Genomic DNA, 21,863 nt, shown 5'->3' with positions numbered 1-21,863 from the left:
TTTTTTATCTCTTCACGTATCGCTGTTACTTCACTCTTGTGTCTATTCAACGGTCTCTTCGACCTGTGTGGCGACTCTGTTTTCAAACGGAGGTTCTCTACCCAGCTCATGTTGGTAGAGCAGATCGATCGCCTGCTCGATGAGTGATGCCTGACTGTCTTCGAGATGAAGACCCAGTGCGGCCAATCGTTCGGCGTGGCGATTGCTGATCCAGCATTGCAGCCGGGTATGGGTCTCCTGCTTGCGTTTTACATGTTGGCGCTGCCGCTCGGCATTGTTTTGGGACACCGCCTCTTGCTCTTCACGCACTGTCATTTCTTGGCTCATATGTCCTTGCGATGTTCCATTTTCGGATTTGTTATCTCTCATTAAATGCCATTATCCATTGGAAGATGGCCCTTCCCCTTTGGGCTGCTGGCTGTACGGCAAATATATCATCAGATCAACAAGATATCATTTAACATAAAAAATGAAGTGACGCAGTTGTATCAAAGCAAGCCATCAAGGGCATGATCGGAGAATTTATGGGCATCATCGAAGTACTCCTGCAGGGTTCGCATATCCTTGTGGCGAGTGACTTCTATGATCTTGTTCATCGGTTTGCCGGCAGTCACCGCCGAGGTGATAAATCCACGGCGCAGGCTGTGGCCACTGACGTAGAGATCGTCTATGGTTTGGCCTGTTCGCCGCTTGATCATCAGATTGATGCCCTGGGGGCCGAGTGGTTCAGCCATCAATTGGCCCCAGCGGTTCATGCGCCGAAACAGCGGCCCCTCGCTGATCCGGCTTTTGTGTAGCCATTTTTGCAGTGCCGACACGGGGCAATAGTGTTTGCCCGGGATCAGGGCGATCTCGGTTTCATGCAGCTGATGTTTGCTCGGTTTGAGGCGAAGGCGGAGCCCCTGCCCCACAAAATCGAGATCGCTCACCTCAATTCGAGCTGCTTCCGAGCGGCGCAAGGCGCCACTGAACATCAAGAGCAGCAGGGTGTAATCACGCAAGCCCGCCAGATCATGGGTGTCGATGCCATCCAGCACCTGGGTCAATGGTTGCAGCGTCAGGGCGCCGGTTTTGCGTTTACGGTTATCCCCCAACCTGACAATACCGCGCATCATCTCCTTGATTTCGGGATGTTCGGTGGGCGTGGGGTGAATGCCTTTCTGCTTGAAGGCATAACGGATCCCCGCCAGCCGTCTCACCAGGGTTGCCGGTTTACGAGGCTCGCCATTACGCAGTTCTCCCTTCCCTTCCTCTTTATCCAGCCATATCCAGTCGGCCAATACGCCGTCGGCCTGATCAGCGAGAAAATTCATGATGTCGTGATGGGTCGTTTGTAGCGGATCCAGCCCGTGCAATTGACACCAGAAGACAAAAATACGGGTATCCGCCTGATAGGCATTGAGGGTGGAATCCGCTTTTGCACTGCGTAAAAAGCGGCGTGCCCGACTATTTAGCTGTGCATCGAAAACAGTCTGCAGTGACTGATGAGCTGGATTGGACAAGGATGGATATGCCACGGAACTCTATGATTCATATGAAGTTTGAGAGGATCTTACAGGATCCTTCTCATACATCAAGTATCGATAATGAATATTATCGATACTTAGAACATCTTATTTCAATACCCTTTGACCACACTGAATAAAGGAAACATAGGAATATCATTCGACCCAGTTTAGCAGAAGCGAAAAAGTAAAATTGGCAGGATGATGTGAGAGATAACGCAGCTCGGTGTTTATATTCAGGTGGGTAATCAGCTTGGTATTTGAAATATAAAAGCCCCGAGCAACGGGGCTTGGGGATTATTTTTTCGCCAGTTTGAATAGTTCAAAGAAATTCCGGCTGGTGGCTTCTGCCAATTCATTAAGCGGAATCTGACGCAGATCGGCAATAAACTGCGCAACGTCTCGCACAAAGGCGGGTTCGTTCTCCCTCCCCCGATGCGGTACGGGGGCAAGATAGGGCGAGTCGGTTTCGACCAGCAATCTGTCGAGGGGCAGAGCCTTGACCACCTCTTGCAATGCAGACGCATTTTTGAAGGTGGCGATCCCGGAGATGGATATATAGAACCCCATCGCCATTGCTGCTTCTGCCATTTCGAGGGATTCAGTGAAGCAGTGCAGCACACCGCCAACCTGATTAGCGCCCTCTTCACGCATGATCTGCAAGGTATCTTGCTGGGCATCGCGGGTATGGATGATCAGCGGCTTGTTCAGCGCGCGAGCAACCCGGATATGTTCGCGGAAAGAGGCTTGCTGAACTTCCTTGTTCTCGGGCGAGTAAAAGTAATCGAGACCGGTTTCGCCGATGGCGATCACTCTTTCGTCCGCAGCCTGTGTCAGCAACAAGGCTGCATCCACCCCGGGTTCCTGATTGAGCGGGTGTACCCCGCAAGAGGCAAATACCTGGGGATAGGGGGCGATCGCCTCGAGCATGGTCGGGAACTGTGTCTGAGTCACACTGACACAGAGAAAATATCCCACGTCCAGTTTCGCGGCCTTGGCCAGTACATCAGCCATGCTGGTCTGCTTGCTGCCATAGCTGAGGCGATCGAGATGACAGTGGGAATCAACGAGTAACATATAAAACCTTTCTGCTTGTCGGTACTTATAACCAGCGACTGAGCCAGTTCATCAGATGGATGGTGGGATTGGAGAGCTGACCCGGCTGGCATCCCGCTTTCAGGGCAACCAGATCTTGTTCTGCTGCCAACAGTTTTTCGCTGGAGTGCTGCTCCGCCAACCGTTGACTCAAGATGGCCAGATCAGGCATTGCCAGCTGATGGTGACCACATCCGGCCTGGGTTTTCAGGGCATCGCACAAGAAGAGCTGCAACCAGTGCAACCTGACCTGCGTCTCCTGACCAAGCTGGCTGCACAATGCCGTCGCCTTGACCGGACTTTGACTCAGGGCGACAAACTGTTCCAGCAGTTCGCGGCGAGTACCGTCCTGTTGCTGCTCGATATAGTCGAGTACCCGCAGCGGGGCCCCCTGACAGATCCGCACCTGAGCCAGAGTGGCCTGATGACCCTGTTCGGCCAACCAGCGTACTGTTTCCCCTTCCGCAGGCAACTGACAGACATGTTTGTGACAGCGACTGAGAATGGTGGGAAGCAACCGGGAAACCTGGGAGGCGATCAGCAACAGCAAGCTGTCGCCGGCCGGCTCTTCCAGGGTTTTCAGCAGGGCGTTGGCCGCCGATTCGGTCATCCGCTCCGCATCTGGAATGATCACCACCTTGCCACGGCCGAGCTGGGCAGAGCCCTGCAGCCGGGTGCAGATCTCGCGAATGGCCTCGACCCCGATAGTCTTGTTGTCGCGAGTTATGGTGCCGAGATCCGGGTGGTTACCCTTGTCAAACAGCTGGCAGGAGTGGCACTGACCGCACGGCTCTCCGCGATCCGGTTGCTGGCAAAGGTGTAAACGCGCCAGCCGCTCGGCCAGTTGCTCCTTGCCAAGACCGGGATCGCCCAACAACAACCAGGCGTGGCCGAGACGACCGGACTGGGCCGTCTGGCTCAGGGCATGCCAGTCAGGGATCAGCCAGGGATACATAGCGGCTCGTTCGACAGATAGTGATCCAATGCACACTCGATGGCAGCTTTGACCTGTTCCGGCGTTTGCGCCGCATCGATCACCACAATTGAATCATCCTTGGCGGCCAGTTCGAGATAACGAGTTCGGGTACGCTCGAAGAAGCTCAGTTGCTCCAGTTCGATGCGATCCAGCTCGCCGCGATGGCGGGCGCGCTGCAAGCCAAGGGCAGGATCGATATCGAGATAGAGGGTGAGATCCGGCTTGAAGTTGCCGAGCACCGCCTGCTTGATGGCTCCGATAAGCTGGGCATCGATACCACGGCCGCCACCCTGATAGGCCTGGGAGGAGAGATCGTGGCGATCCCCCACCACCCAGACACCATCGGCCAGTGCGGGTTTGATGCGTGTCTCCACCAGTTGTACCCGGGAGGCATACATCAGCAGCAATTCCGCCTCGATGGTGAGGCGCTCGTCGTGCACCTCTTTGACGATGGCCCGCATCCGCTCGGCCAGTGGCGTACCACCCGGCTCGCGGGTGCACTCGATCCGGTTGATGCCGTGGCGCTGCAGATAGTCGGTCACATAACGCACGGCCGAGCTCTTCCCTGCCCCTTCCAATCCTTCGATCACAATAAATTTAGACATTAGGGTTTCTTCAATATGTATTCGCGAACCGCCCGATTATGTTCGTCGAGGGTCTTGGAGAAATAGTGGGCACCGCCCCCCTTGGCGACAAAATAGAGATAGTCGGTCGATTTGGGGTTAAGCGCAGCTTCGATGGAGGCCTTGCCCGGCATGGCAATAGGCGTGGGCGGCAGGCCGTCGATCACATAGGTGTTGTAGGGATTCTTGTCGGTCAGATCGCTGCGGCGAATGTTGCCATCGTAGCGATCCTTCACCCCGTAAATGACGGTGGGATCGGTTTGCAACTTCATGCCCAGACGTAGTCGATTGACAAACACCGAGGCGATCTGCGCCCGCTCGTCCGGCTGGCCGGTCTCTTTCTCTATGATGGAAGCCATGATCAACGCCTCATAGGGCGTTTTGTAAGGCAGGTTGGCCTGACGTTTCTCCCAGCTCTGCTGCAGGAAAGTCTCCATATCCTGATGGGCGCGACGCAGGATCGAGAGATCGCTGGCATGGGTGGTATAGGCATAGGTTTCCGGCAGGAACCACCCCTCCAGCTTGCCATTCTCGATGCCGAGCTCCTGCGCCAGGTCGGCTTCGGATTGCTCGACGGTCAATCGCTCAAGGTATGGGGCACTGGAGAGCTGCTTCTGCCAATCCTCGAAACGGGAACCTTCGACGAAGGTGAGGCTGAAGTGAAACTCCTTGCCCGATGCGAACAGAGAAAGGGTCTCCTTGAGAGGGGCCCCTTCCTTGATTTCATAGGTGCCCGATTTGATGGCCACCAGTTCGGGATGGCTGCGCAGCCAGAGCCGCACCGCCCAGGGGCTGGTTTCCCCCTCACCCAGTTCGGCAATGAGGCGCGCCGCATGGGCGCCCTTCTCCACCGTAAAGAGCCGGGTCGGCCCCTTGTTGGTGAGCGTCTCTACCTGTTGCCATTTGTAATGTACATAGCCCCCGGCAGCGGCTACCGTCAGTGCCGCCCCCGCGAGCAGGGTGTAAAGCCGATTAAACTTCAATGACCAAACGCTCCTGTAAACGGCGACTCAATACCGCTGGGGGATAGTGAATATCCTCGATGCCATTGACCGGCACGACCCCCATAAGGGTATTGGTGAGCCACACCTCTTCCGCCTGCCATAGTGACTCCAGCGGAGCCTCTACCACACGCAACTCAATACTCATCTGTTTCAACATCGCCATCACCTGGCGACGCATGATGCCATCGACACCACCGCGGGCGAGATCGGGCGTAAACACCGTCTTGCCCCGACGCCAAAACAGATTGGCACTGACCCCTTCAATCAGAAAACCACGACTGTTAAGCACTATCCCTTCGACTGCATTTCGGCTGACAAGTTCGCTTTTCAGCAATACCTGCTCCAGACGATTCAAGGTTTTAAGCCCGGCCAGCATGGGGGCATCACCGATCCGCTGGCGGCACACCACCATCTCGATCCCCTCCTGTTGCCACTGGCCATAGTGAGTCGGAAATGGGGCCAGAGTGACCATCCGGGTTGTGTGCTGACATCCGCTGCCGTCATAGCCCCGCCCCCCCTCGCCGCGGGTCAGGATCACCTTGGCCACGCATTGTGGCTGCTCGGCCACCATCTCTTCAACCTCCCGGGTCAGGAGATCCCAGTCCGGTTCAACCAATCCCAGCCGGTTGTTGGCCAGCTGCAACCGTGCCAGATGCGCAGGCCACTGCAACACGCGACCCTCCCTGACCGCCATGGTGGTGAAATGACCGTCACCATAAGCCAGCCCCCGATCATGGGCCGAGATGGTATCAAGCTTCATGCCATTGATAAGCAAAGGGATCCCTCCGATAAAAAAGGCCCGATACCGGCAGTATCGGGCCTGTGTCTTTGCCCTGCGGCAAATTATACGCGTTTGAAGATCAGTGAGCCATTGGTGCCGCCAAAACCAAACGAGTTGGAAAGGGCGTACTCGAAGCTGCCTGGCTTGGCCACATGAGGCACCAGATCCAGATCGCACTCATCATCCGGGTTATCCAGGTTGATGGTCGGCGGAGCCACCTGATCACGCAGGGCCAACACAGTGATGATCGCCTCGATAGCGCCGGCGGCACCCAGCAGGTGCCCGGTCATGGACTTGGTGGAGCTCACCATCAGGGATTTTGCATGCTCACCAAACACCGACTTCATACCACGCAGCTCGGCCACATCACCCAGCGGGGTGGAGGTACCGTGCGCGTTGATGTAACCAATCTGCTCGGGGGCAATGCCCGCATCCTTGATGGCATTTTTCATGGCACGAGCACCACCGTTGCCATCTGCGGGAGGCGCAGTCATGTGGTACGCGTCACCGCTCATGCCAAAACCGACCAGCTCGGCGTAGATCTTGGCGCCACGGGCCTTGGCGTGTTCATACTCTTCCAGCACCAGTACACCGGCACCGTCGCCCAGCACGAAACCATCGCGATCTTTATCCCACGGACGGCTCGCTTTTTGCGGCTCGTCGTTACGGTTGGAGAGTGCCTTGGCGGCAGCAAAACCACCCATCCCCATCGCAGTGGAGGCTTTCTCGGCACCGCCGGCGACCATCACGTCGGCATCACCGTAAGCGATCATCCGACCCGCCATGCCGATGGCATGGGTTCCAGTGGTACAGGCGGTAGTCACGGCGATGTTCGGCCCTTGCAGACCTTTCATGATAGAGAGATGACCGGACACCATATTGATGATGGTGGACGGAACGAAGAAGGGGCTGATCTTGCGCGGGCCGCCGTTGACCAGGCTTTCGTGGTTCTGTTCAATCAGACCCAGACCGCCGATACCGGAGCCAATCGCCACGCCGACACGTTCGGCATTCTCTTCATTGATGGTCAGGCCGGAATCATCCAGCGCCTGCATACCGGCCGCGATGCCGTATTGAATGAAGAGATCCATCTTGCGAGCGTCTTTACGGTTGATACCGTATTGCTCGGGATCGAAATCCTTGACCAAGCCTGCGAAGCGGGTTGCAAACTCGCTGGCATCAAAGTGTTCGATTAGGGAAATGCCGCTCTGCCCGTTGAGCAGTGCTTGCCAGCTGGATTCGGCAGTGTTACCCACCGGGGAAAGCATCCCCAAGCCGGTCACCACGACTCTGCGTTTTGACACTGAGGTAGTCTCCGAGAGGTGTTTTGAAAAGGAACAGATACAAAAGAAGCGGCCCTTGGGCCGCTTCTTTCAGAACAGGAACTTATTCCTGATTAGCGGTGATGTAGTCGATAGCCGCTTGAACAGTGGTGATCTTCTCGGCTTCTTCATCAGGAATTTCGGTATCGAATTCTTCTTCCAGCGCCATTACCAGTTCAACGGTATCCAAAGAGTCAGCGCCCAGGTCGTCGACGAAGGAGGCAGCGTTCTTAACGTCTTCCTCTTTAACACCCAGTTGTTCGATGATGATTTTCTTTACGCGTTCTTCGATGTTGCTCATGACCTGAATTTTCCTTTAAAAATACGCTATTTGCGTCTGGTTGGGGTAGTTTATTCAATTGACGTGAGTTTGCAAGTAGCTTGCCGCTGGTCAAACCACGAAATGTGCCAAACTTCGGCGTACTATCGCAAATTTGAACAGATCTCACGACAAATTGATTACACCATGTACATCCCGCCATTAACATGCAGGGTTTCGCCGGTGATATAGGCTGCTTCATCAGAAGCCAAGAATACCACAGCTGCGGCAATTTCTTTTGGATCACCCAAACGGGCGGCAGGCACCTGGCTCATGATGCCGGCACGTTGATCGTCATTCAGGGCACGGGTCATGTCGGTTTCGATGAAACCGGGAGCAACCGCGTTCACTGTGATACCACGGGATGCCACTTCCCGCGCCAACGATTTGGTAAAACCAACCAGACCGGCCTTGGCGGCAGCATAGTTGACCTGACCGGCGTTGCCCATGGTTCCCACCACGGAGCCAATGCTGATGATGCGACCGTGACGTTTCTTCATCATGGCACGCAACACAGGTTTGCTCAGACGGTAAAGCGAGGTCAGATTGGTATCGATGATCTCGTTCCACTCGTCATCTTTCATCCGCATCAACAGGTTGTCACGGGTGATCCCCGCGTTGTTGATCAGGATGTCGATGTCGCCAAAGCGCGCCTTTATGGCGGCGAAAACGGCTTCGATGGATTCCTGGCTGGTCACGTTGAGTGCCATGCCGCAACCATGGTCGCCCAGATAGGCGCTGATCGCCTCGGCTCCGCTCTCGCTGGTCGCCGTACCGACCACTTTTGCGCCACGGGCCGCAAATGTTTCGGCAATCGCACGTCCGATGCCACGACTGGCACCGGTCACCAACACAACCTTATCGGTAAAACTCATCACTTGCTCCTGTTTACTTGATCTGGGCCAGCGCCTGCTCAAAAGAGGCTGCATCGTTGGCGTGAATACCTTCCACGCGTTTATCGATGCGCTTGGCGAGCCCGGTCAACACTTTGCCCGGTCCCATCTCGATCTCGAGGGTAACCCCCTCATTGGCCATCCGCTCGACAGTCTCGGTCCAACGAACCGGGCTGAACAGCTGACGTACCAGCGCTTGCTTGATAGCGGCCGGGTCCTGTTCACAGGATACGTCGACATTATTGATGACCGCGATGGTTGGAACCTTGATCTCGATCCCGTCCAGCGCAGCTGCCAGTTTTTCTGCAGCAGGTTTCATCAGCGCACAGTGAGATGGCACGGAGACCGGCAGCGGCAGTGCACGCTTGGCGCCCGACTCTTTCATCAGCACGTTGGCTCGCTCAACGGCCTCTTTGTGACCGGCGATAACCACCTGGCCCGGGGAGTTGAAGTTAACCGGAGAGACCACCTGCCCTTCTGCCGCTTTTTCGCAATTGGCGGCGATGGATTCGTTATCCAGACCGATGATGGCCGCCATGGCGCCGGTGCCTTCCGGTACCGCTTCCTGCATGGCCAGACCACGCAGCTCGACCAGTTTGACCGCATCGGCAAAATCGAGTGCGCCGCTGCAAACCAGCGCGGAATACTCACCCAGGCTGTGACCCGCCATGACGACAGGGGTTGCCCCACCCTGCTGTTGCCACAGGCGCCACAGGGCGACAGAGGCAGTCAGCAGTGCAGGCTGGGTGCGCCAGGTTTTGTTCAGATCTTCAACCGGACCATCCATCACCAGGGCAAACAGGTCATAACCCAGCACCTGACTCGCCTCGGCGAAGGTCTCCTTGATCACGGCATGTTGTTCGGCCAGCTCGGCCAGCATGCCAACGGACTGGGAACCTTGTCCCGGGAAGGCAATGGCAAATTGGGTCATCATTGATTCCTTTTAGATAAGACAAAAATGAAATCGGTGACGGGATGATGGGCGCACCATCCCGCCGAAGATCAGAGGCGAACCAGCGCCGAGCCCCAGGCAAAACCGCCGCCAAAGGCTTCCAGCAGTACCAGCTGACCCGGTTTGATCCGGCCATCCCGCACCCCTTCATCGAAGGCAACAGGGACGGACGCAGCAGAAGTGTTGCCGTGCTTGTCGAGGGTCAGTACCACTTTATCGAGGCTCATACCGAGCTTCTTGGCGGTGGCACTGATAATGCGGAAGTTGGCCTGATGAGGCACCAGCCAATCCAGCTCGCTCGGTTCGATACCGGCAGCGGCCAACGTTTCGGTGACGATCTCGCTCAGACGGGTGACCGCGACCTTGAAGACATCGTTGCCTTTCATGTACATGTAGGCTTCGAGCTCGGCACCCGGCATGCCGCGACGAGGGTGCGGCAGCTTGAGCAGCTCGCCATAACGGCCATCGGCATGGAGATGGGTAGAGAGGATGCCCGGCGTCTCGCTGGCACCGACAATCACGGCCCCTGCCCCATCACCAAACAGGATGATGGTGCCGCGATCTTGCGGATCGCACATGCGGGAGAGCACATCGGCCCCGACAACCAGCACATGGCGGGCGGCGCCGGATTTGACGAACTGATCGGCAATGGAGAGCGCGTAGGTGAAACCTGCGCAGGCTGCAGCCACGTCAAAGGCAGGAATGCCCGGTACGCCGAGCAGCCCCTGCAGCTCGCAGGCAGCAGCCGGGAAGGCATTTTCAGCACTGGTGGTGGCCAGCACTATCATATCGAGATCGGCAGCGGTCAGACCTGCTGCATCCAGGGCACGCAGGGCGGCCTGGTAAGAGAGGGTAGCAACGGTCTCGTCAGCACCGGCAATACGGCGCTCACGGATACCGGTGCGTTCCACGATCCACTCATCACTGGTCTCAACCATCTGCTCGAGATCGGCGTTGGTACGCACTGAACTCGGCAGGTAGCTGCCAGTACCCAGAATTTTGCTATGCATAGAGTTCTTATAGATCCCTGTCAGAGAAGACAGCTTCAAGGCGATCTGCTATTTGCAGTGGAAGTTGATGTTTGGCCTCTTGTGCGGCCAGCAGGATCGCATTACACAGAGCGCGCCGTTCGGCCCGCCCATGACTTTTTACCACAATGCCGCGCAATCCTAACAGACTTGCCCCGTTATACTGGTCGGGGTTCAGGTAAGAAAAACGCCGTTTGAACATAAATCCGGCGATCCGGCCAAGAAAAGTGCGCTTCTTGCGGGGATATCCGGCCAGCTGAGCCATCATCCGCACTACCCCCTCGGCCGTTTTGAGGGCGACATTGCCAACAAAACCGTCGCAGACGATCACATCACACTCGCCGCTGAAGATGCGATCCCCTTCAATGAAACCGACATAGTTGAGCGCGTTGCACTGGCGCAACAGTTCGGCACTGTGACGCACCAGATCGTTCCCCTTGATCTCCTCTTCCCCGATGTTGAGCAAGGCAACACGAGGAGAAGCGATGCCTTCGACTTTCTCGGCTACCACGGAGCCCATCACGGCAAATTGAAGCAAGGTATCCGCATCGCAACTGACGTTGGCACCGAGATCCAGCATCACGGTACGTTTGCCGCTCAATGTCGGCAGCGCCTTGATGAGTGCCGGCCTATCGACCCCGGGCAAGGATTTGAGCACGCACTTGGCCATCGCCATCAACGCACCGGTATTGCCGGCACTGACGCAGGCATCGGCCTCACCGGCTTTCACCAAATTGAGTACCACCCGCATGGAGGAGTCTTTCAGAGTTCGCAACGCCACGATCGGTTTATCACCCATGCCAACCACTTGGGATGCATGTACGAAACGAACACGGGGATGATTCAGCAAGCCATGTTGCTGCAGCAAAGAAGAGGTCTGGTGCTGGTCGCCGACCAGGATCAGTTTTAGCTGGGGTAAAAGAGACAGTGCCTGCACGGCGGCAGGCACTGTTTCCGAGGGGCCAATATCTCCCCCCATGATGTCTAGCGCGACAGTTTGCGTAGACAAAGGCAATCCTTAAGCGATTACCTTTTTACCGCGGTAGAAACCATCGGCAGTCACGTGGTGACGACGATGAATTTCGCCACTGGTCTGATCAACAGTCAGGGCAGCGGTGGTCAGCGCATCGTGGGAACGACGCATGCCACGCTTGGCACGGGTTTTACGGTTCTGTTGTACGGCCATTGTAGGCTAACTCCTAAATTCACTTACGTTTAAGCTCTTCAAGAACTGCAAAGGGATTCGGCCGCTCATCAGCAGGTTCGATTTCACCCCAGGTCATCTCCATGTTTCCTCTCGGGCATGCATCCAGAGAATGCATTGCGACTTGAGGCAACGAGAGGATGAGTTCATCCTCCAGGATTTGATGAAGATCTATCTCGCCGTTTTCGTCCAACTCAATGGGCTCATAAGCTTCCGGCAGTTCTTCCTCGTTTGTTCTTTCGAACAGCGGAGTGTAGATAAATTCAGCTTCACAGAGGTGTTCGAATGTCTCTCCGCAACGTTGGCAAACCAGGTCAACCTTGGCATGGGCAGTGCCTTTCATAACGGTCAACTTCTGGACATCTTTGCCAAAGTGCAGTGATACATCGATATCACTCTGCAAGCCAGCGGTTGATTCCTCCAGCCTGGGCATCTGCGACTTTTCCACTATCCCGATGTAATCGAGCAGCTTCAAGGCACTACGGACTGGATCAACCTTAACGGGCAACTTCACCTTTTGCATAGGGCGCGAATAATATAGGTCCAACAACTGATAGTCAAAGGAAAAAGTCCTTACCGCCGATGATTTTAACGTCACAAGTCCCTAGAATGCCGGTACTTGCTTTCATCGGTAACTCGATTATGCCACAGAATCTGATCCTCGCCTCAACTTCTCGCTATCGCAAAGCCCTGCTGGAGAAGCTCGGCCTCCCCTTTGAATGTGCCGCGCCCGATGTGGATGAACGCCCGCTGGCTGGCGAATCCGCCGAGGCGCTGGTGGCCAGACTGGCTCGTGCCAAGGCTGATGCTGTCGCCCAACATCGTGATCACGGCTTGATCATCGGATCTGATCAGGTGTGTGTCTGCAATAATCACATCCTCGGCAAACCGGGCACCATCGACAATGCCATCGCCCAGCTGATGGCGGCTCAAGGTCGCAGCGTCACCTTTTACACCGGGCTGTGCGTACTTAACGCTGCAACCAATGAGAGTCATCAATTGATTGAACCGTTTACGGTCCACTTTCGCGATCTCGACGAATCAGCCATTCGCCGCTATGTAGAGGCTGAACTGCCCCTCGATTGTGCGGGCAGTTTCAAATGCGAAGGGATGGGGATCGTGCTGTTCAAGGGGCTGGAAGGGCGCGATCCTAACGCCTTGATCGGTCTGCCGCTGATCGGCCTGATCGAGCTGCTGGAGCGCCACGGTATTGCCCTGCCCTGATCGCGGACGAATAGATAAGCTAGATCGAGCATATAAAAAGCCCGGTCAATAGACCGGGCTTCTGTTATCAATCAGATCGACGTCTCTTAAAGAGAGGCGTCTATAACAGCCCGCGAAGAGCCGCCATAGAATCCACCACCGCCACTGGCCCGTGACGACTGAGGGCATCGCGGCTATCCACCCCCCAGGTGACACCAATACGCGGCATGGCGATCGCCTCGGCCATCGCCATATCGTGAACAGAGTCGCCGATCATTACCGCCTGCCGGGGTGACAGCCTCAGCTCGTCCAGGATCTGCTCAAGCATCAGCGGATCAGGCTTGGAGCGAGCCTCATCGGCCCCACGACTGGTCACAAACAACGGGTGCAGCCCGGTCTCATCCAATACCCGATCCAGCCCACGGCGCGATTTGCCGGTAGCGACGGCCAGTTGCAGCCCCCGTGACTGCCAGTCATGCAGCAGCTCCCCTGCCCCGGAAAACAGCGGGCTGGGGGTGGTGTCGTGCAGATAGTGATGACGATAGCGATCGATGAGCATGGTAATCTGGCGCTCATCAATGGCGGTGCCACTGTCGCTACGCAAAGGGAACAGGCGGGACATGGCGACATCGAGGCTCAATCCGATGATCTGCCGGATCTGGGCTGGAGCAGGAACCGCCAGCTCACAATCTCTGGCGGCCCCCTGCACACAGGCCACAATCCGGCCCACCGAATCCATCAGGGTACCGTCCCAATCGAAAATGGCGAGCCGGATATCCTGCATCAGCGTGGCAAGCCGTTGAGGAAGTTGTCGAGTTCAGGTGCCAGCGGTGCTTCTACCTGCATCTCGCGACCATCGGCCGGATGGGTGAAGCTGAGCTTCCAGGCATGCAAAAAGAGCCGTTTCAGCCCTTGGCTGCGCATTTTCTCGTCAAACGCCGCTTCACCGTACTTATCGTCACAGGCGATCGGATGACCGGCATGCAGGGTATGCACGCGGATCTGGTGGGTACGGCCCGTGATGGGGCTACATTCGACCAGGGTCGCTTCGGCAAATTGACGCACGATGCGGAACCGTGTTTCCGATGGCTTGCCATCCGCACTGACCCGCACCACCCGTTCACCGGATTGCAGATCGTTTTTGCGCAGCGGCGCATTAACCACCTTGACGTGAGCCTGCCACTTGCCACGCACCAGCGCCAGATACTGTTTGCGCATGGTCTTGACGCGCAACTGCTCATGCAGGCTGCGCAGGGCGCTGCGTTTTTTGGCAACCAGCAATACCCCAGAGGTGTCACGATCCAGTCGATGAACCAGTTCGAGGAAGCGGGCTTCCGGACGCAGTGCGCGCAGCCCCTCGATAACGCCAAAGCTCAGGCCGCTGCCACCGTGTACTGCCATGCCGGAGGGCTTGTTCAGCACGATCATGGCATCGTCTTCAAACAGGATCTGGCTCTCCAGACGCTGGATAACCCCGAGGTTTGCCGAAGGCAGCTCATTCTTCTCGGCAACGCGCACGGGGGGCACCCGCACCTCATCGCCTGCGCAGAGTTTGTACTCCGGTTTGATGCGCTTTTTGTTTACTCGCACTTCGCCTTTACGAAGGATGCGATAGATCAGGCTCTTGGGGACGCCCTTTAGCTGAGTCTTGAGAAAATTGTCGATGCGCTGCCCGTCATGCTCAGCTTCGATGGTGAGCAGCTGCACTTGTTGTTGTATCTGTGTCATGGCGCGGATTTTAACACTGCCCGCGCCCCTTGGCTGCATGGTTTGTTGAAAAATGGCGCCTTGCTATAAAAGAGGTTTAAATGGGATAATAAACAAGGTTTTGTCATTGTGTTCAAGCCTTGTACTAAGTGGCCAAAAAGTATGCCACCCAATCCCGAAACACCGTGTATACAAGAACATGACGGTTCCCGGGTGCGAGGTACAACGCATGGAGAACACAAACATCACCGTTTATTTGTCTCCATTTCGGCATCCTTATTCATTCCTTCTCGAGAAGTGATGACCAGAACGCCCTTAGTTTGCGCCTCATGCATACCCCAACCGGGAGGTTGCCCCAGTATGCTGAAGACCCGAGGCCGGCGCTGGCAGGACCCAGATGGAGGAAATCAAAATGACACAATAATGAGAACTCAATGAAAAGAATGCTTATCAACGCAACTCAAGAAGAGGAGTTGCGCGTAGCGCTGGTTGACGGACAACAGCTCTACGATTTGGATATTGAAAGTCCGGGACACGAGCAGAAGAAAGCGAACATTTACAAGGGTAAGATCACCCGCGTAGAACCCAGCCTTGAAGCTGCTTTTGTCGACTACGGCGCCGAGCGCCACGGTTTCCTGCCGTTGAAGGAGATCGCCCGCAATTACTTCCCCTCCGGTTACTCCTATCAGGGTCGTCCCAACATCAAAGAAGTGGTCCGCGAAGGTCAGGAAGTTATCGTCCAGATCGACAAGGAAGAGCGTGGCACCAAGGGTGCAGCCCTCACCACCTTTATCAGCCTGGCAGGTAGCTACCTGGTACTGATGCCCAACAACCCCCGTGCCGGTGGTATCTCCCGCCGCATCGAGGGTGATGAGCGGACTGAACTGAAAGAAGCACTGAGCGGATTGACCGTGCCGGAAGGCATGGGCCTGATCGTGCGCACCGCCGGTGTGGGCAAGTCTCCGGAAGAGCTGGAGTGGGATTTGAACGTTCTGCTCAACCACTGGGACTCCATCCACAAGGCCTCTCAGGAGCGTGCCGCGCCGGTGCTGATCCACCAGGAAAGCAACGTCATCGTGCGTGCCATCCGTGACTATCTGCGTCGCGATGTGGGCGAGATCCTGATCGACAATCCGGTGATTTTCGAACGCGCCAAGGCCCATATCGAGCTGGTACGTCCCGATTTCCTCAACCGTGTGAAGCTGTACAAGGGTGAAGTTGCCCTGTTCAACCACTTCCAGATTGAGAGCCAGATTGAATCAGCCTTCCAGCGTGAAGTGCGCCTCCCCTCCGGCGGCAGCATCGTTATCGATCCGACCGAAGCACTGACTTCCATCGATATCAACTCCTCCCGCGCCACCAAGGGCGGCGATATCGAAGAGACTGCGCTGCAAACCAACCTGGAAGCGGCCGACGAAATTGCCCGTCAATTGCGTCTGCGCGACCTGGGTGGCCTGATCGTAATCGACTTCATCGACATGACCCCGGTTCGCCATCAGCGCGAAGTGGAAAACCGTCTGCGTGAAGCGGTGCATCAGGATCGTGCCCGCATCCAGCTTGGCCGGATCTCCCGTTTCGGTCTGCTGGAGATGTCTCGCCAGCGTCTGCGCCCCTCCCTCAACGAGTCCAGCAGCCATATCTGCCCCCGTTGCCAGGGTCAAGGCGTGATCCGTGACAACGAATCCCTCGCCCTGTCCATCCTGCGTCTCATCGAAGAAGAGGCCATGAAGGACAACACCGAGCAGGTTCACGGCCAGGTGCCGGTGGATGTTGCCGCCTATCTGCTTAACGAGAAGCGTGCCGCCATCGCCAGTCTGGAACAGCGCAATGATGTGCGTGTTTACATCATTCCGAACCAGCATCTGGAAACCCCGCACTACGAAGTGACTCGCATTCGTCAGAACGAGATCCCGGAAGCGGCCAGCTACGAGCTGAAAACCGAGATTGCCAAGCCGGTCTACCAACCGAAGCAAGCTCAGGTGATCGAGCGTGAGCAACCGCTGCTGCAAGGCTTTGCCCAACCGACACAACCTGCCCCTGTTGCGCCGCAACAGCCGGCGGCTCCCGTTACTGCGGCCCCTACCGAAGCCGGCTTCTTCAGCAAGCTGATCAAAGGCATTACCGGCCTGTTCAGCAGCGATGCAGCCCCTGCCGATGTGAAAGCGCCCGCCGAGAAACCTGCAGCTCGTGAAGCACGCAAGGATGAAGGTCAACGTCACCAGCGCGAAGAAGGCCGTGGCCGTGGTCAGCGTCCTCGTCGTGACGACAATCGTGGCAACCGCAACAATGCGGAAGCAGGCGAGAAGCGTGAAGTTGGCAACCGCGAAGCTGGTGAAAACCGCAATCGCCGTCCACGTAAAGAGCGCGAGCCTCGTCAGGAGCGTGAAGCTCGTGGCGAAGTGCGTAGCGAACAGCGCATGGAACGTGAACCCCGTCAGGAGCGCGAGCCTCGCGAACCGCGGCAGGAACGTGCGCCACGTCCTGCCCGTGAACCTCGTGCTCCCCGTGAGCCGCGCGCCGAAGTCGTTGTTGACGCGGTAGACACCGTTGATGCAGCTGCCGTCCAGCCACGTCAGGAGAAAGAGCTGAAAGTGGCCGAGCGCCGCGAACGTCGCCAACTGCGCAAGCAGATCCGCGTCGATGTCGCCGCTGCTGACACCCCTGCCCTGCCGGTTGAAGAAGTACCAGCGCAAGCTGAAGTGATCGATGCCACCGTGGGTAACGAGCAGGAAGAGCAGAGTGAAGGCCAGCGCCGTTCACGCCGTACTCCGCGCAGCCAGCGCATCGAAGGCCAACGTCGCAAGCGTATTAATGAAGAAGCACGTAGCCAGCGTGATGAAGAGCAACAAGCTGAGCCTACTCTGACTACCGCCGCCCAGGCAGATATTGCCAAAGCGCAGGTTGAAGAGCCGGTAGTGCCTGTTGTTACCATCCCGAGCGCTGAAGCCGTCGCTGCTGCCCTGCAAGCTTCTGCTGCGCTGACCGAACATGTGGTTGTCGAAGCCGTTGCTGAAGAAGCTGCCGAGCAGGCTGCTGCCCAGGTCGAAGCAACTCAAGCCGATGTGATCGCTAGCCCGGTTGTTGTAGCTGTTGCAGAAGTCGTGGTTGCAGCAGAGCCAGAAGTTGCTGTTGTAGCTTCGCCGGCTGCCGAAGTGGTCACCGCCACCATGGTTGAAACGGCTCCGGTTGTTGAAGAAACACCAGCCGTAACAGCCCCAGTCGTGGAAGCCGCACCTGTCGCCGCTGTCGTTGAAACACAAACTCCTGCTGCTGTCATCGAAACCCCGGCTGCCGTGGCTGCGGTTGTAGTGGAAGAGACTCCGGTCGTTACCAAACAGGTATCTCACGGTGCCGGCCTGCTGGCTCGTGCCCGCAAAGCATCCGCGCCGATGGCAACCCCTGCCGAAGCCCCTGCCCTGCCTGCTCGTGAGCCGGTTAACTACCCGCCGCTGGTACGCAACGAAGTGAGCACATCAGGTCGTCATGGTGGCAGCACAGCCGCCGTCAGCGTGGCCACCTGCCCGGCCGGTCGCCCCTAAGCAACCCGGGTTGCCCCCTAAACAAAGCCACACCAACCGGTGTGGCTTTTTTATTTCTCTCTTCCCTATCCTCTTATAACTCCAACGAGCCCCTCGGCGAGAGTCACGCCCTCCCTCTGTTATTTGTTTTTTGCTGTTCCCAGATCCCACTCGTGCTTGCGCTTTGAATATCCCCGAGAGTACCTATTGAAAGCGTTTATGTTCAGCATCATGCCAATTGATATTGTTAGTTTAGACTCTTGTTTGTTGGCATATGAGGGAGTTATTCGGATAACCTTTTTAAGGATTAAATTCAATGAAGCCATTCATGAGGCAGACTTGGCGGTTGATGCTGTTTGGTATAATCATCCCGGGCACCATTTTCGGTGGTACAGTCGCCACCAAACCAATTAAGAGAGCAAGCCCCCATCACCCTGGTCTGCTGCGCTTTCGATGTGCCCACTTCTTGTTTTTACGACTATCTGGCCCGCAGGCGGGCGATTAACCGTGAGCGCATGCAGCAGCGCTGTGAGTTGCGCCGGTTGTTCAAAGAAAGCCGGAACTCAGCGGGCAGCCGCGCCTTGATGTCGATGATGCGGAAGTTGGGGTATCAGATTGGTCGATTCAAAGTACGTAACCTGATGAAAGAAGCCGGGCTGGTATCCAAACAGCCGGGCGCACACCGTTATAAGGTGGCACGGTCTGAACGACCGGACATTCCCAATCTGCTGGCCCGCGAATTTGATGTCCAGCAACCCAATCAAGTGTGGTGTAGCGATATCACCTACGTCTGGGCAGGTGGTCGTTGGCATTACCTGGCAGCGGTGCTTGACCTGCACACCTAGCGGGTCGTGGGGTGGGCGATGTCTGATAAACCTGATGCAGAATTGGCAATCAAAGCACTGGAGATGGCCTATCAGCAGCGGGGTTGCCCATCCGGTGTGCTATTTCACTCTGACCAGGGCAGCCAATATGGCAGCCGAGCATTTCGACAACGACGGTGGCGCTATCGTATGACCCAGAAACTGCTGGGATAACGCCCCGATGGAGCGATTGTTCAGAAGCCTGAAGTCAGAGTGGCTCCCAGTAACGAGATACCACCAGCAAAAGCCGAGGTTTGGCCTAACCAAGTGTCCGGATTTAGTTGACCACTACCGCCGCCGGTAGAGATTGAAAAGCTGTTTATTTTTCAGCAAAAGAGTGTTTAGAAAACCAGAGGTGATCAAATCGTAGATATGAAAAAAGGGCCCGCAGGCCCTTAGAAAGGTAACGATGTTATCCGCCAAACAGATGGTGGCTGACGATAAACAGGCCGCCGGAGAGCAACATGGTCAGCGGCAGGGTAAGCACCCAGGCCATCAGGATGGTCTTGATGGTCTGGCTTTGCAGGCCTGACTTGTTGGCCACCATGGTACCCGCCACCGCAGAGGAGAGAATGTGGGTGGTCGATACCGGCATACCGGTCAGACTGGCAACCCCGATGGAGGTAGCAGCCGTGATCTGGGCCGCAATGCCCTGGCTGTAGGTCATGCCGGTGGTGCCGATCTTCTCGCCCACGGTATGGACGATACGACGCCAGCCCACCATGGTGCCGCAACCGAGCGCCAGCGCGATGGAGACGATCACCCAGGTCGGTGCGTATTCAGCGGTCGCGGTCAGATCCTTGCGCCATTTGGCCAGATCGGTCAGCTCCTTGGCTGGCAGCGGCAGCTTGGCAGCCTTGCGGGCGGTGTCATCGATACAGAGCAGCAGACGACGCACTTCGCGGCGGTCGGTCAGGCTCATCTGATCATAAGTACGCACGGCACCCAGACGGGCATCCAGGGTGGCCATCGCCTGCAGCACGCCATCGGCGGAGCAGTGAGTCATCAGCTCTTCCTGAGCCGTTGCCGGTGCAGAGAAGTTGATGACGCCAGAGAGGGCGGACTGGTTGCGCTGGTAGATCTCCATGATGCGCTGGTTGGCATCCTGGGTCCGGTCCAGATCATAGGCGCGGCTGTTCATGTCCAGTGCGAAATAGGCAGGCGCCATACAGATCAGCACCAGCATCACCAGACCGATACCCTTCTGGCCATCGTTGGAGCCGTGCACGAAGCTGACGCCCATGGCCGAGGCCACCAAGGTCAGACGCGCCCAGAATGGCGGGTGCTTCTTGCCATCCACCAGCTGACGCTCTTCCGGTGTTTTGTGGATCTTGTTGCTGGTCCAGATGCGCTTCATCGCCAGCAGCAGCAGCGCAGCGATGATGAAGCCGATGGTGGGAGAGATGATGAGGGAAAGCATGATGTCGATCGCTTTGCCCACGTTGATCCCTTCTGTCACCGGTTTATGGGTGATCCAGGCATAGGCGCCGCCTACCCCCAGAATGGAACCGATCAAGGTATGTGAACTGGAGGCCGGGATCCCGAAGAACCAGGTGCCCAAGTTCCACACGATGGCGGAAAACAGCAAGGAGAAGACCATGATCAACCCTTGGGTGGAGTCCATCCCAAGCAGCAGGTCGATGGGCAGCAGATGGACAATGGCATAGGCCACACCCAGACCGCCGAACATGACACCAAAAAAGTTGAAGATCCCCGATGCAACGACCGCCAGGTGAGCTGGCATCGCCTTGGTATAGATAACCGTTGCTACCGCGTTGGCGGTATCGTGAAAGCCGTTGATAAATTCATAGGCAAGCACAAAAAAAACGGCCAATACCAAACCGATTGACCACCACAAACCCAAACCACTAAACATTTCAAACATAAAAAAAAGCCTGTTTATGAGTTGCGGCGGATTATGCCAGATGGCGGCCAACACCATAGCCACCATTGAAATATTTCAGCCATAAAAAAAAAGAGCTTTTTGGAAAAAAATATCCTAGAGCCAGTCCTCATGCGGCTTGCCATCGATTAATTAAAGCCATCAATGATTGCGGGAAAGGGCAAAAATAGCTGACAATTAAGCCAATAATTTCATTTTTATGACGTTTTTATGACAGAAAAGCAGGCAGAAGTGGTGATAAAATGTCCCTGCCCTGCCAATCTCATCCGACCAGCACCATCAACCCCATATCCGTTTGATTCCAGATGCAAAAAGGGAGCACTTTGTGCTCCCTTGAATCGTTGCCGTGTTGCCAGTTATCAGTCCTGATTGATACGACTGGCAACGGCGCCCTGTTGGCTCTTGTACTTGGCATTTTCCCGCTTGTTGTAGGGACGGGCCGCGACGCCGGAGAGCATCTCGAAGTTCAAGGCGCCGATCTTCATCTTCGGACGCAACGCCAGCGGCAGTTTGCCGCCATTGTAGAACTCCAGCACGATGCGACCGGACCAACCCGGATCGATGCGGTGCGCCGTCACGTGCACCATCAAACCCAGGCGCGCCAGTGAAGAGCGGCCATCCAGCCAGCCAACGATATCGGCAGGCAGAGTAACGGATTCGTAGGTCACCGCCAGCGCCAACTGACCCGGGTGCAGATAGAAGGCTTCGCCATCGGGGATATGGATCTCGTCACTCATCACCCGATCGATGGCATCGGCCATCTCGCTGCTCGGGCCGCTCAGGTCGATATAGGGCGCGGTATGATCGCGAAACACCCGAAACTCGTTACCCAGCAGCACATCGACACTGACACCACTGATCCGCTCTACCCCGGGCCGTGGCTCAATGACGATCTTGCCTTCATCCAGATGGCGTTCAATATCGGTATCACACAGACGCATTGGGCGACTCTCCTGACAAATTGTGC

The 21,863-nt window shown here is 56.4% G+C and carries 21 protein-coding genes and 1 pseudogene; 3 read left to right on the top strand and 19 right to left on the bottom strand.

Annotated elements, in window-relative coordinates:
- Positions 1-42 precede the first annotated feature (42 nt).
- The 15 genes from I6L47_RS02700 to yceD all read right to left on the bottom strand — a co-directional run bounded on the left by I6L47_RS02700 (position 43) and on the right by yceD (position 12,225).
- Positions 43-327, bottom strand: a complete 285-nt coding sequence (locus tag I6L47_RS02700) for a RepB family protein (RefSeq protein ID WP_216948600.1) — start codon at positions 325-327, stop codon at positions 43-45.
- Between the two features lie 161 nt (positions 328-488).
- Positions 489-1,517, bottom strand: a complete 1,029-nt coding sequence (locus I6L47_RS02695) for a site-specific integrase (RefSeq protein ID WP_254204803.1) — start codon at positions 1,515-1,517, stop codon at positions 489-491.
- 285 nt (positions 1,518-1,802) lie between these two features.
- Positions 1,803-2,582: a TatD family hydrolase gene (locus tag I6L47_RS02690; protein WP_216948599.1), complete on the bottom strand. Its 780-nt coding sequence runs from the start codon at positions 2,580-2,582 to the stop codon at positions 1,803-1,805.
- A gap of 25 nt (positions 2,583-2,607) precedes the next feature.
- Complete coding sequence (gene holB / locus I6L47_RS02685; protein WP_216948598.1) at positions 2,608-3,555, bottom strand: DNA polymerase III subunit delta'; 948 nt, start codon at positions 3,553-3,555, stop codon at positions 2,608-2,610.
- Complete coding sequence (gene tmk / locus I6L47_RS02680; RefSeq protein WP_144713191.1) at positions 3,540-4,181, bottom strand: dTMP kinase; 642 nt, start codon at positions 4,179-4,181, stop codon at positions 3,540-3,542. The genes holB and tmk overlap by 16 nt, the downstream gene beginning before the upstream one ends.
- Complete coding sequence (gene mltG, locus I6L47_RS02675) at positions 4,181-5,182, bottom strand: endolytic transglycosylase MltG (RefSeq protein ID WP_005333156.1); 1,002 nt, start codon at positions 5,180-5,182, stop codon at positions 4,181-4,183. The genes tmk and mltG overlap by 1 nt, the downstream gene beginning before the upstream one ends.
- Positions 5,172-5,978 (bottom strand): aminodeoxychorismate lyase, encoded by an 807-nt coding sequence (gene pabC, locus I6L47_RS02670; RefSeq protein WP_216948597.1) that lies wholly within the window; start codon positions 5,976-5,978, stop codon positions 5,172-5,174. Before pabC ends, mltG begins: the two co-directional genes overlap by 11 nt.
- Before the next feature lie 68 nt (positions 5,979-6,046).
- Positions 6,047-7,288 carry a beta-ketoacyl-ACP synthase II gene (gene fabF, locus I6L47_RS02665; RefSeq protein ID WP_005360452.1) on the bottom strand — a complete coding sequence of 414 codons (1,242 nt, stop codon included), beginning with the start codon at positions 7,286-7,288 and terminating at the stop codon, positions 6,047-6,049.
- Between the two features lie 82 nt (positions 7,289-7,370).
- Positions 7,371-7,607, bottom strand: a complete 237-nt coding sequence (gene acpP, locus I6L47_RS02660; RefSeq protein ID WP_005300909.1) for an acyl carrier protein — start codon at positions 7,605-7,607, stop codon at positions 7,371-7,373.
- 158 nt (positions 7,608-7,765) lie between these two features.
- A complete protein-coding gene (gene fabG, locus I6L47_RS02655; protein ID WP_042062908.1) occupies positions 7,766-8,500 on the bottom strand; it encodes a 3-oxoacyl-ACP reductase FabG in 735 nt (244 codons plus the stop codon).
- Between the two features lie 13 nt (positions 8,501-8,513).
- Positions 8,514-9,449 (bottom strand): ACP S-malonyltransferase, encoded by a 936-nt coding sequence (gene fabD, locus I6L47_RS02650; RefSeq protein ID WP_216949304.1) that lies wholly within the window; start codon positions 9,447-9,449, stop codon positions 8,514-8,516.
- A gap of 71 nt (positions 9,450-9,520) precedes the next feature.
- Positions 9,521-10,480 (bottom strand): beta-ketoacyl-ACP synthase III, encoded by a 960-nt coding sequence (locus I6L47_RS02645; protein WP_040065495.1) that lies wholly within the window; start codon positions 10,478-10,480, stop codon positions 9,521-9,523.
- Positions 10,481-10,487: 7 nt separating this feature from the next.
- A complete protein-coding gene (gene plsX / locus I6L47_RS02640; RefSeq protein ID WP_041207723.1) occupies positions 10,488-11,507 on the bottom strand; it encodes a phosphate acyltransferase PlsX in 1,020 nt (339 codons plus the stop codon).
- Between the two features lie 9 nt (positions 11,508-11,516).
- Positions 11,517-11,684, bottom strand: a complete 168-nt coding sequence (rpmF, locus tag I6L47_RS02635; protein WP_005300935.1) for a 50S ribosomal protein L32 — start codon at positions 11,682-11,684, stop codon at positions 11,517-11,519.
- A 19-nt stretch (positions 11,685-11,703) separates the two neighbouring features.
- The gene (gene yceD, locus I6L47_RS02630; RefSeq protein WP_013723766.1) at positions 11,704-12,225 is read right to left on the bottom strand and encodes a 23S rRNA accumulation protein YceD; all 522 of its coding nucleotides are present in this window, start codon (positions 12,223-12,225) and stop codon (positions 11,704-11,706) included.
- A 119-nt stretch (positions 12,226-12,344) separates the two neighbouring features.
- Here yceD and I6L47_RS02625 point away from each other — a divergent pair, with 119 nt between their 5' ends.
- Entirely contained in the window at positions 12,345-12,926 is a 582-nt protein-coding gene (locus I6L47_RS02625; RefSeq protein WP_031227593.1) for a nucleoside triphosphate pyrophosphatase, read from the top strand.
- Positions 12,927-13,026: 100 nt separating this feature from the next.
- Here I6L47_RS02625 and I6L47_RS02620 read toward each other — a convergent pair whose 3' ends face one another.
- Entirely contained in the window at positions 13,027-13,689 is a 663-nt protein-coding gene (locus I6L47_RS02620; RefSeq protein WP_216948596.1) for an HAD-IA family hydrolase, read from the bottom strand.
- A complete protein-coding gene (rluC, locus tag I6L47_RS02615) occupies positions 13,689-14,633 on the bottom strand; it encodes a 23S rRNA pseudouridine(955/2504/2580) synthase RluC (RefSeq protein ID WP_005351815.1) in 945 nt (314 codons plus the stop codon). Before rluC ends, I6L47_RS02620 begins: the two co-directional genes overlap by 1 nt.
- A 413-nt stretch (positions 14,634-15,046) precedes the next feature.
- Between rluC and rne the strand changes: the two genes are divergently transcribed.
- Together rne and I6L47_RS02605 are read left to right on the top strand one after the other, a co-directional pair.
- A complete protein-coding gene (gene rne, locus I6L47_RS02610) occupies positions 15,047-18,151 on the top strand; it encodes a ribonuclease E (RefSeq protein WP_216948595.1) in 3,105 nt (1,034 codons plus the stop codon).
- A gap of 359 nt (positions 18,152-18,510) precedes the next feature.
- A pseudogene (locus I6L47_RS02605) lies at positions 18,511-19,278 on the top strand (IS3 family transposase); the annotation flags it as partial.
- A 127-nt stretch (positions 19,279-19,405) separates the two neighbouring features.
- Here the strand turns inward: I6L47_RS02605 and I6L47_RS02600 are convergent.
- Entirely contained in the window at positions 19,406-20,878 is a 1,473-nt protein-coding gene (locus I6L47_RS02600) for an inorganic phosphate transporter (protein WP_047439689.1), read from the bottom strand.
- Positions 20,879-21,255: 377 nt separating this feature from the next.
- A complete protein-coding gene (gene dcd / locus I6L47_RS02595) occupies positions 21,256-21,837 on the bottom strand; it encodes a dCTP deaminase (protein ID WP_005336719.1) in 582 nt (193 codons plus the stop codon).
- Positions 21,838-21,863: the final 26 nt, after the last annotated feature.

Source organism: Aeromonas sp. FDAARGOS 1417, from assembly GCF_019046985.1.
In the GTDB taxonomy this organism is placed as follows: domain Bacteria; phylum Pseudomonadota; class Gammaproteobacteria; order Enterobacterales; family Aeromonadaceae; genus Aeromonas; species Aeromonas veronii.
Note: the sequence above shows the minus strand (reverse complement) of the source record. Positions and strands in the feature narration are given on the sequence as shown.

Bases quoted from the DNA above. Each gene is read 5' to 3' on its own strand.
- I6L47_RS02700 (WP_216948600.1), bottom strand. From the start codon at position 327: ATGAGCCAAGAAATGACAGTGCGTGAAGAGCAAGAGGCGGTGTCCCAA.
- I6L47_RS02690 (WP_216948599.1), bottom strand. From the start codon at position 2,582: ATGTTACTCGTTGATTCCCACTGTCATCTCGATCGCCTCAGCTATGGC.
- holB (WP_216948598.1), bottom strand. From the start codon at position 3,555: ATGTATCCCTGGCTGATCCCTGACTGGCATGCCCTGAGCCAGACGGCC.
- tmk (WP_144713191.1), bottom strand. From the start codon at position 4,181: ATGTCTAAATTTATTGTGATCGAAGGATTGGAAGGGGCAGGGAAGAGC.
- acpP (WP_005300909.1), bottom strand. From the start codon at position 7,607: ATGAGCAACATCGAAGAACGCGTAAAGAAAATCATCATCGAACAACTG.
- fabG (WP_042062908.1), bottom strand. From the start codon at position 8,500: ATGAGTTTTACCGATAAGGTTGTGTTGGTGACCGGTGCCAGTCGTGGC.
- fabD (WP_216949304.1), bottom strand. From the start codon at position 9,449: ATGACCCAATTTGCCATTGCCTTCCCGGGACAAGGTTCCCAGTCCGTT.
- I6L47_RS02645 (WP_040065495.1), bottom strand. From the start codon at position 10,480: ATGCATAGCAAAATTCTGGGTACTGGCAGCTACCTGCCGAGTTCAGTG.
- rpmF (WP_005300935.1), bottom strand. From the start codon at position 11,684: ATGGCCGTACAACAGAACCGTAAAACCCGTGCCAAGCGTGGCATGCGT.
- yceD (WP_013723766.1), bottom strand. From the start codon at position 12,225: ATGCAAAAGGTGAAGTTGCCCGTTAAGGTTGATCCAGTCCGTAGTGCC.
- I6L47_RS02625 (WP_031227593.1), top strand. From the start codon at position 12,345: ATGCCACAGAATCTGATCCTCGCCTCAACTTCTCGCTATCGCAAAGCC.
- I6L47_RS02620 (WP_216948596.1), bottom strand. From the start codon at position 13,689: ATGCAGGATATCCGGCTCGCCATTTTCGATTGGGACGGTACCCTGATG.
- rluC (WP_005351815.1), bottom strand. From the start codon at position 14,633: ATGACACAGATACAACAACAAGTGCAGCTGCTCACCATCGAAGCTGAG.
- rne (WP_216948595.1), top strand. From the start codon at position 15,047: ATGAAAAGAATGCTTATCAACGCAACTCAAGAAGAGGAGTTGCGCGTA.
- I6L47_RS02600 (WP_047439689.1), bottom strand. From the start codon at position 20,878: ATGTTTGAAATGTTTAGTGGTTTGGGTTTGTGGTGGTCAATCGGTTTG.
- dcd (WP_005336719.1), bottom strand. From the start codon at position 21,837: ATGCGTCTGTGTGATACCGATATTGAACGCCATCTGGATGAAGGCAAG.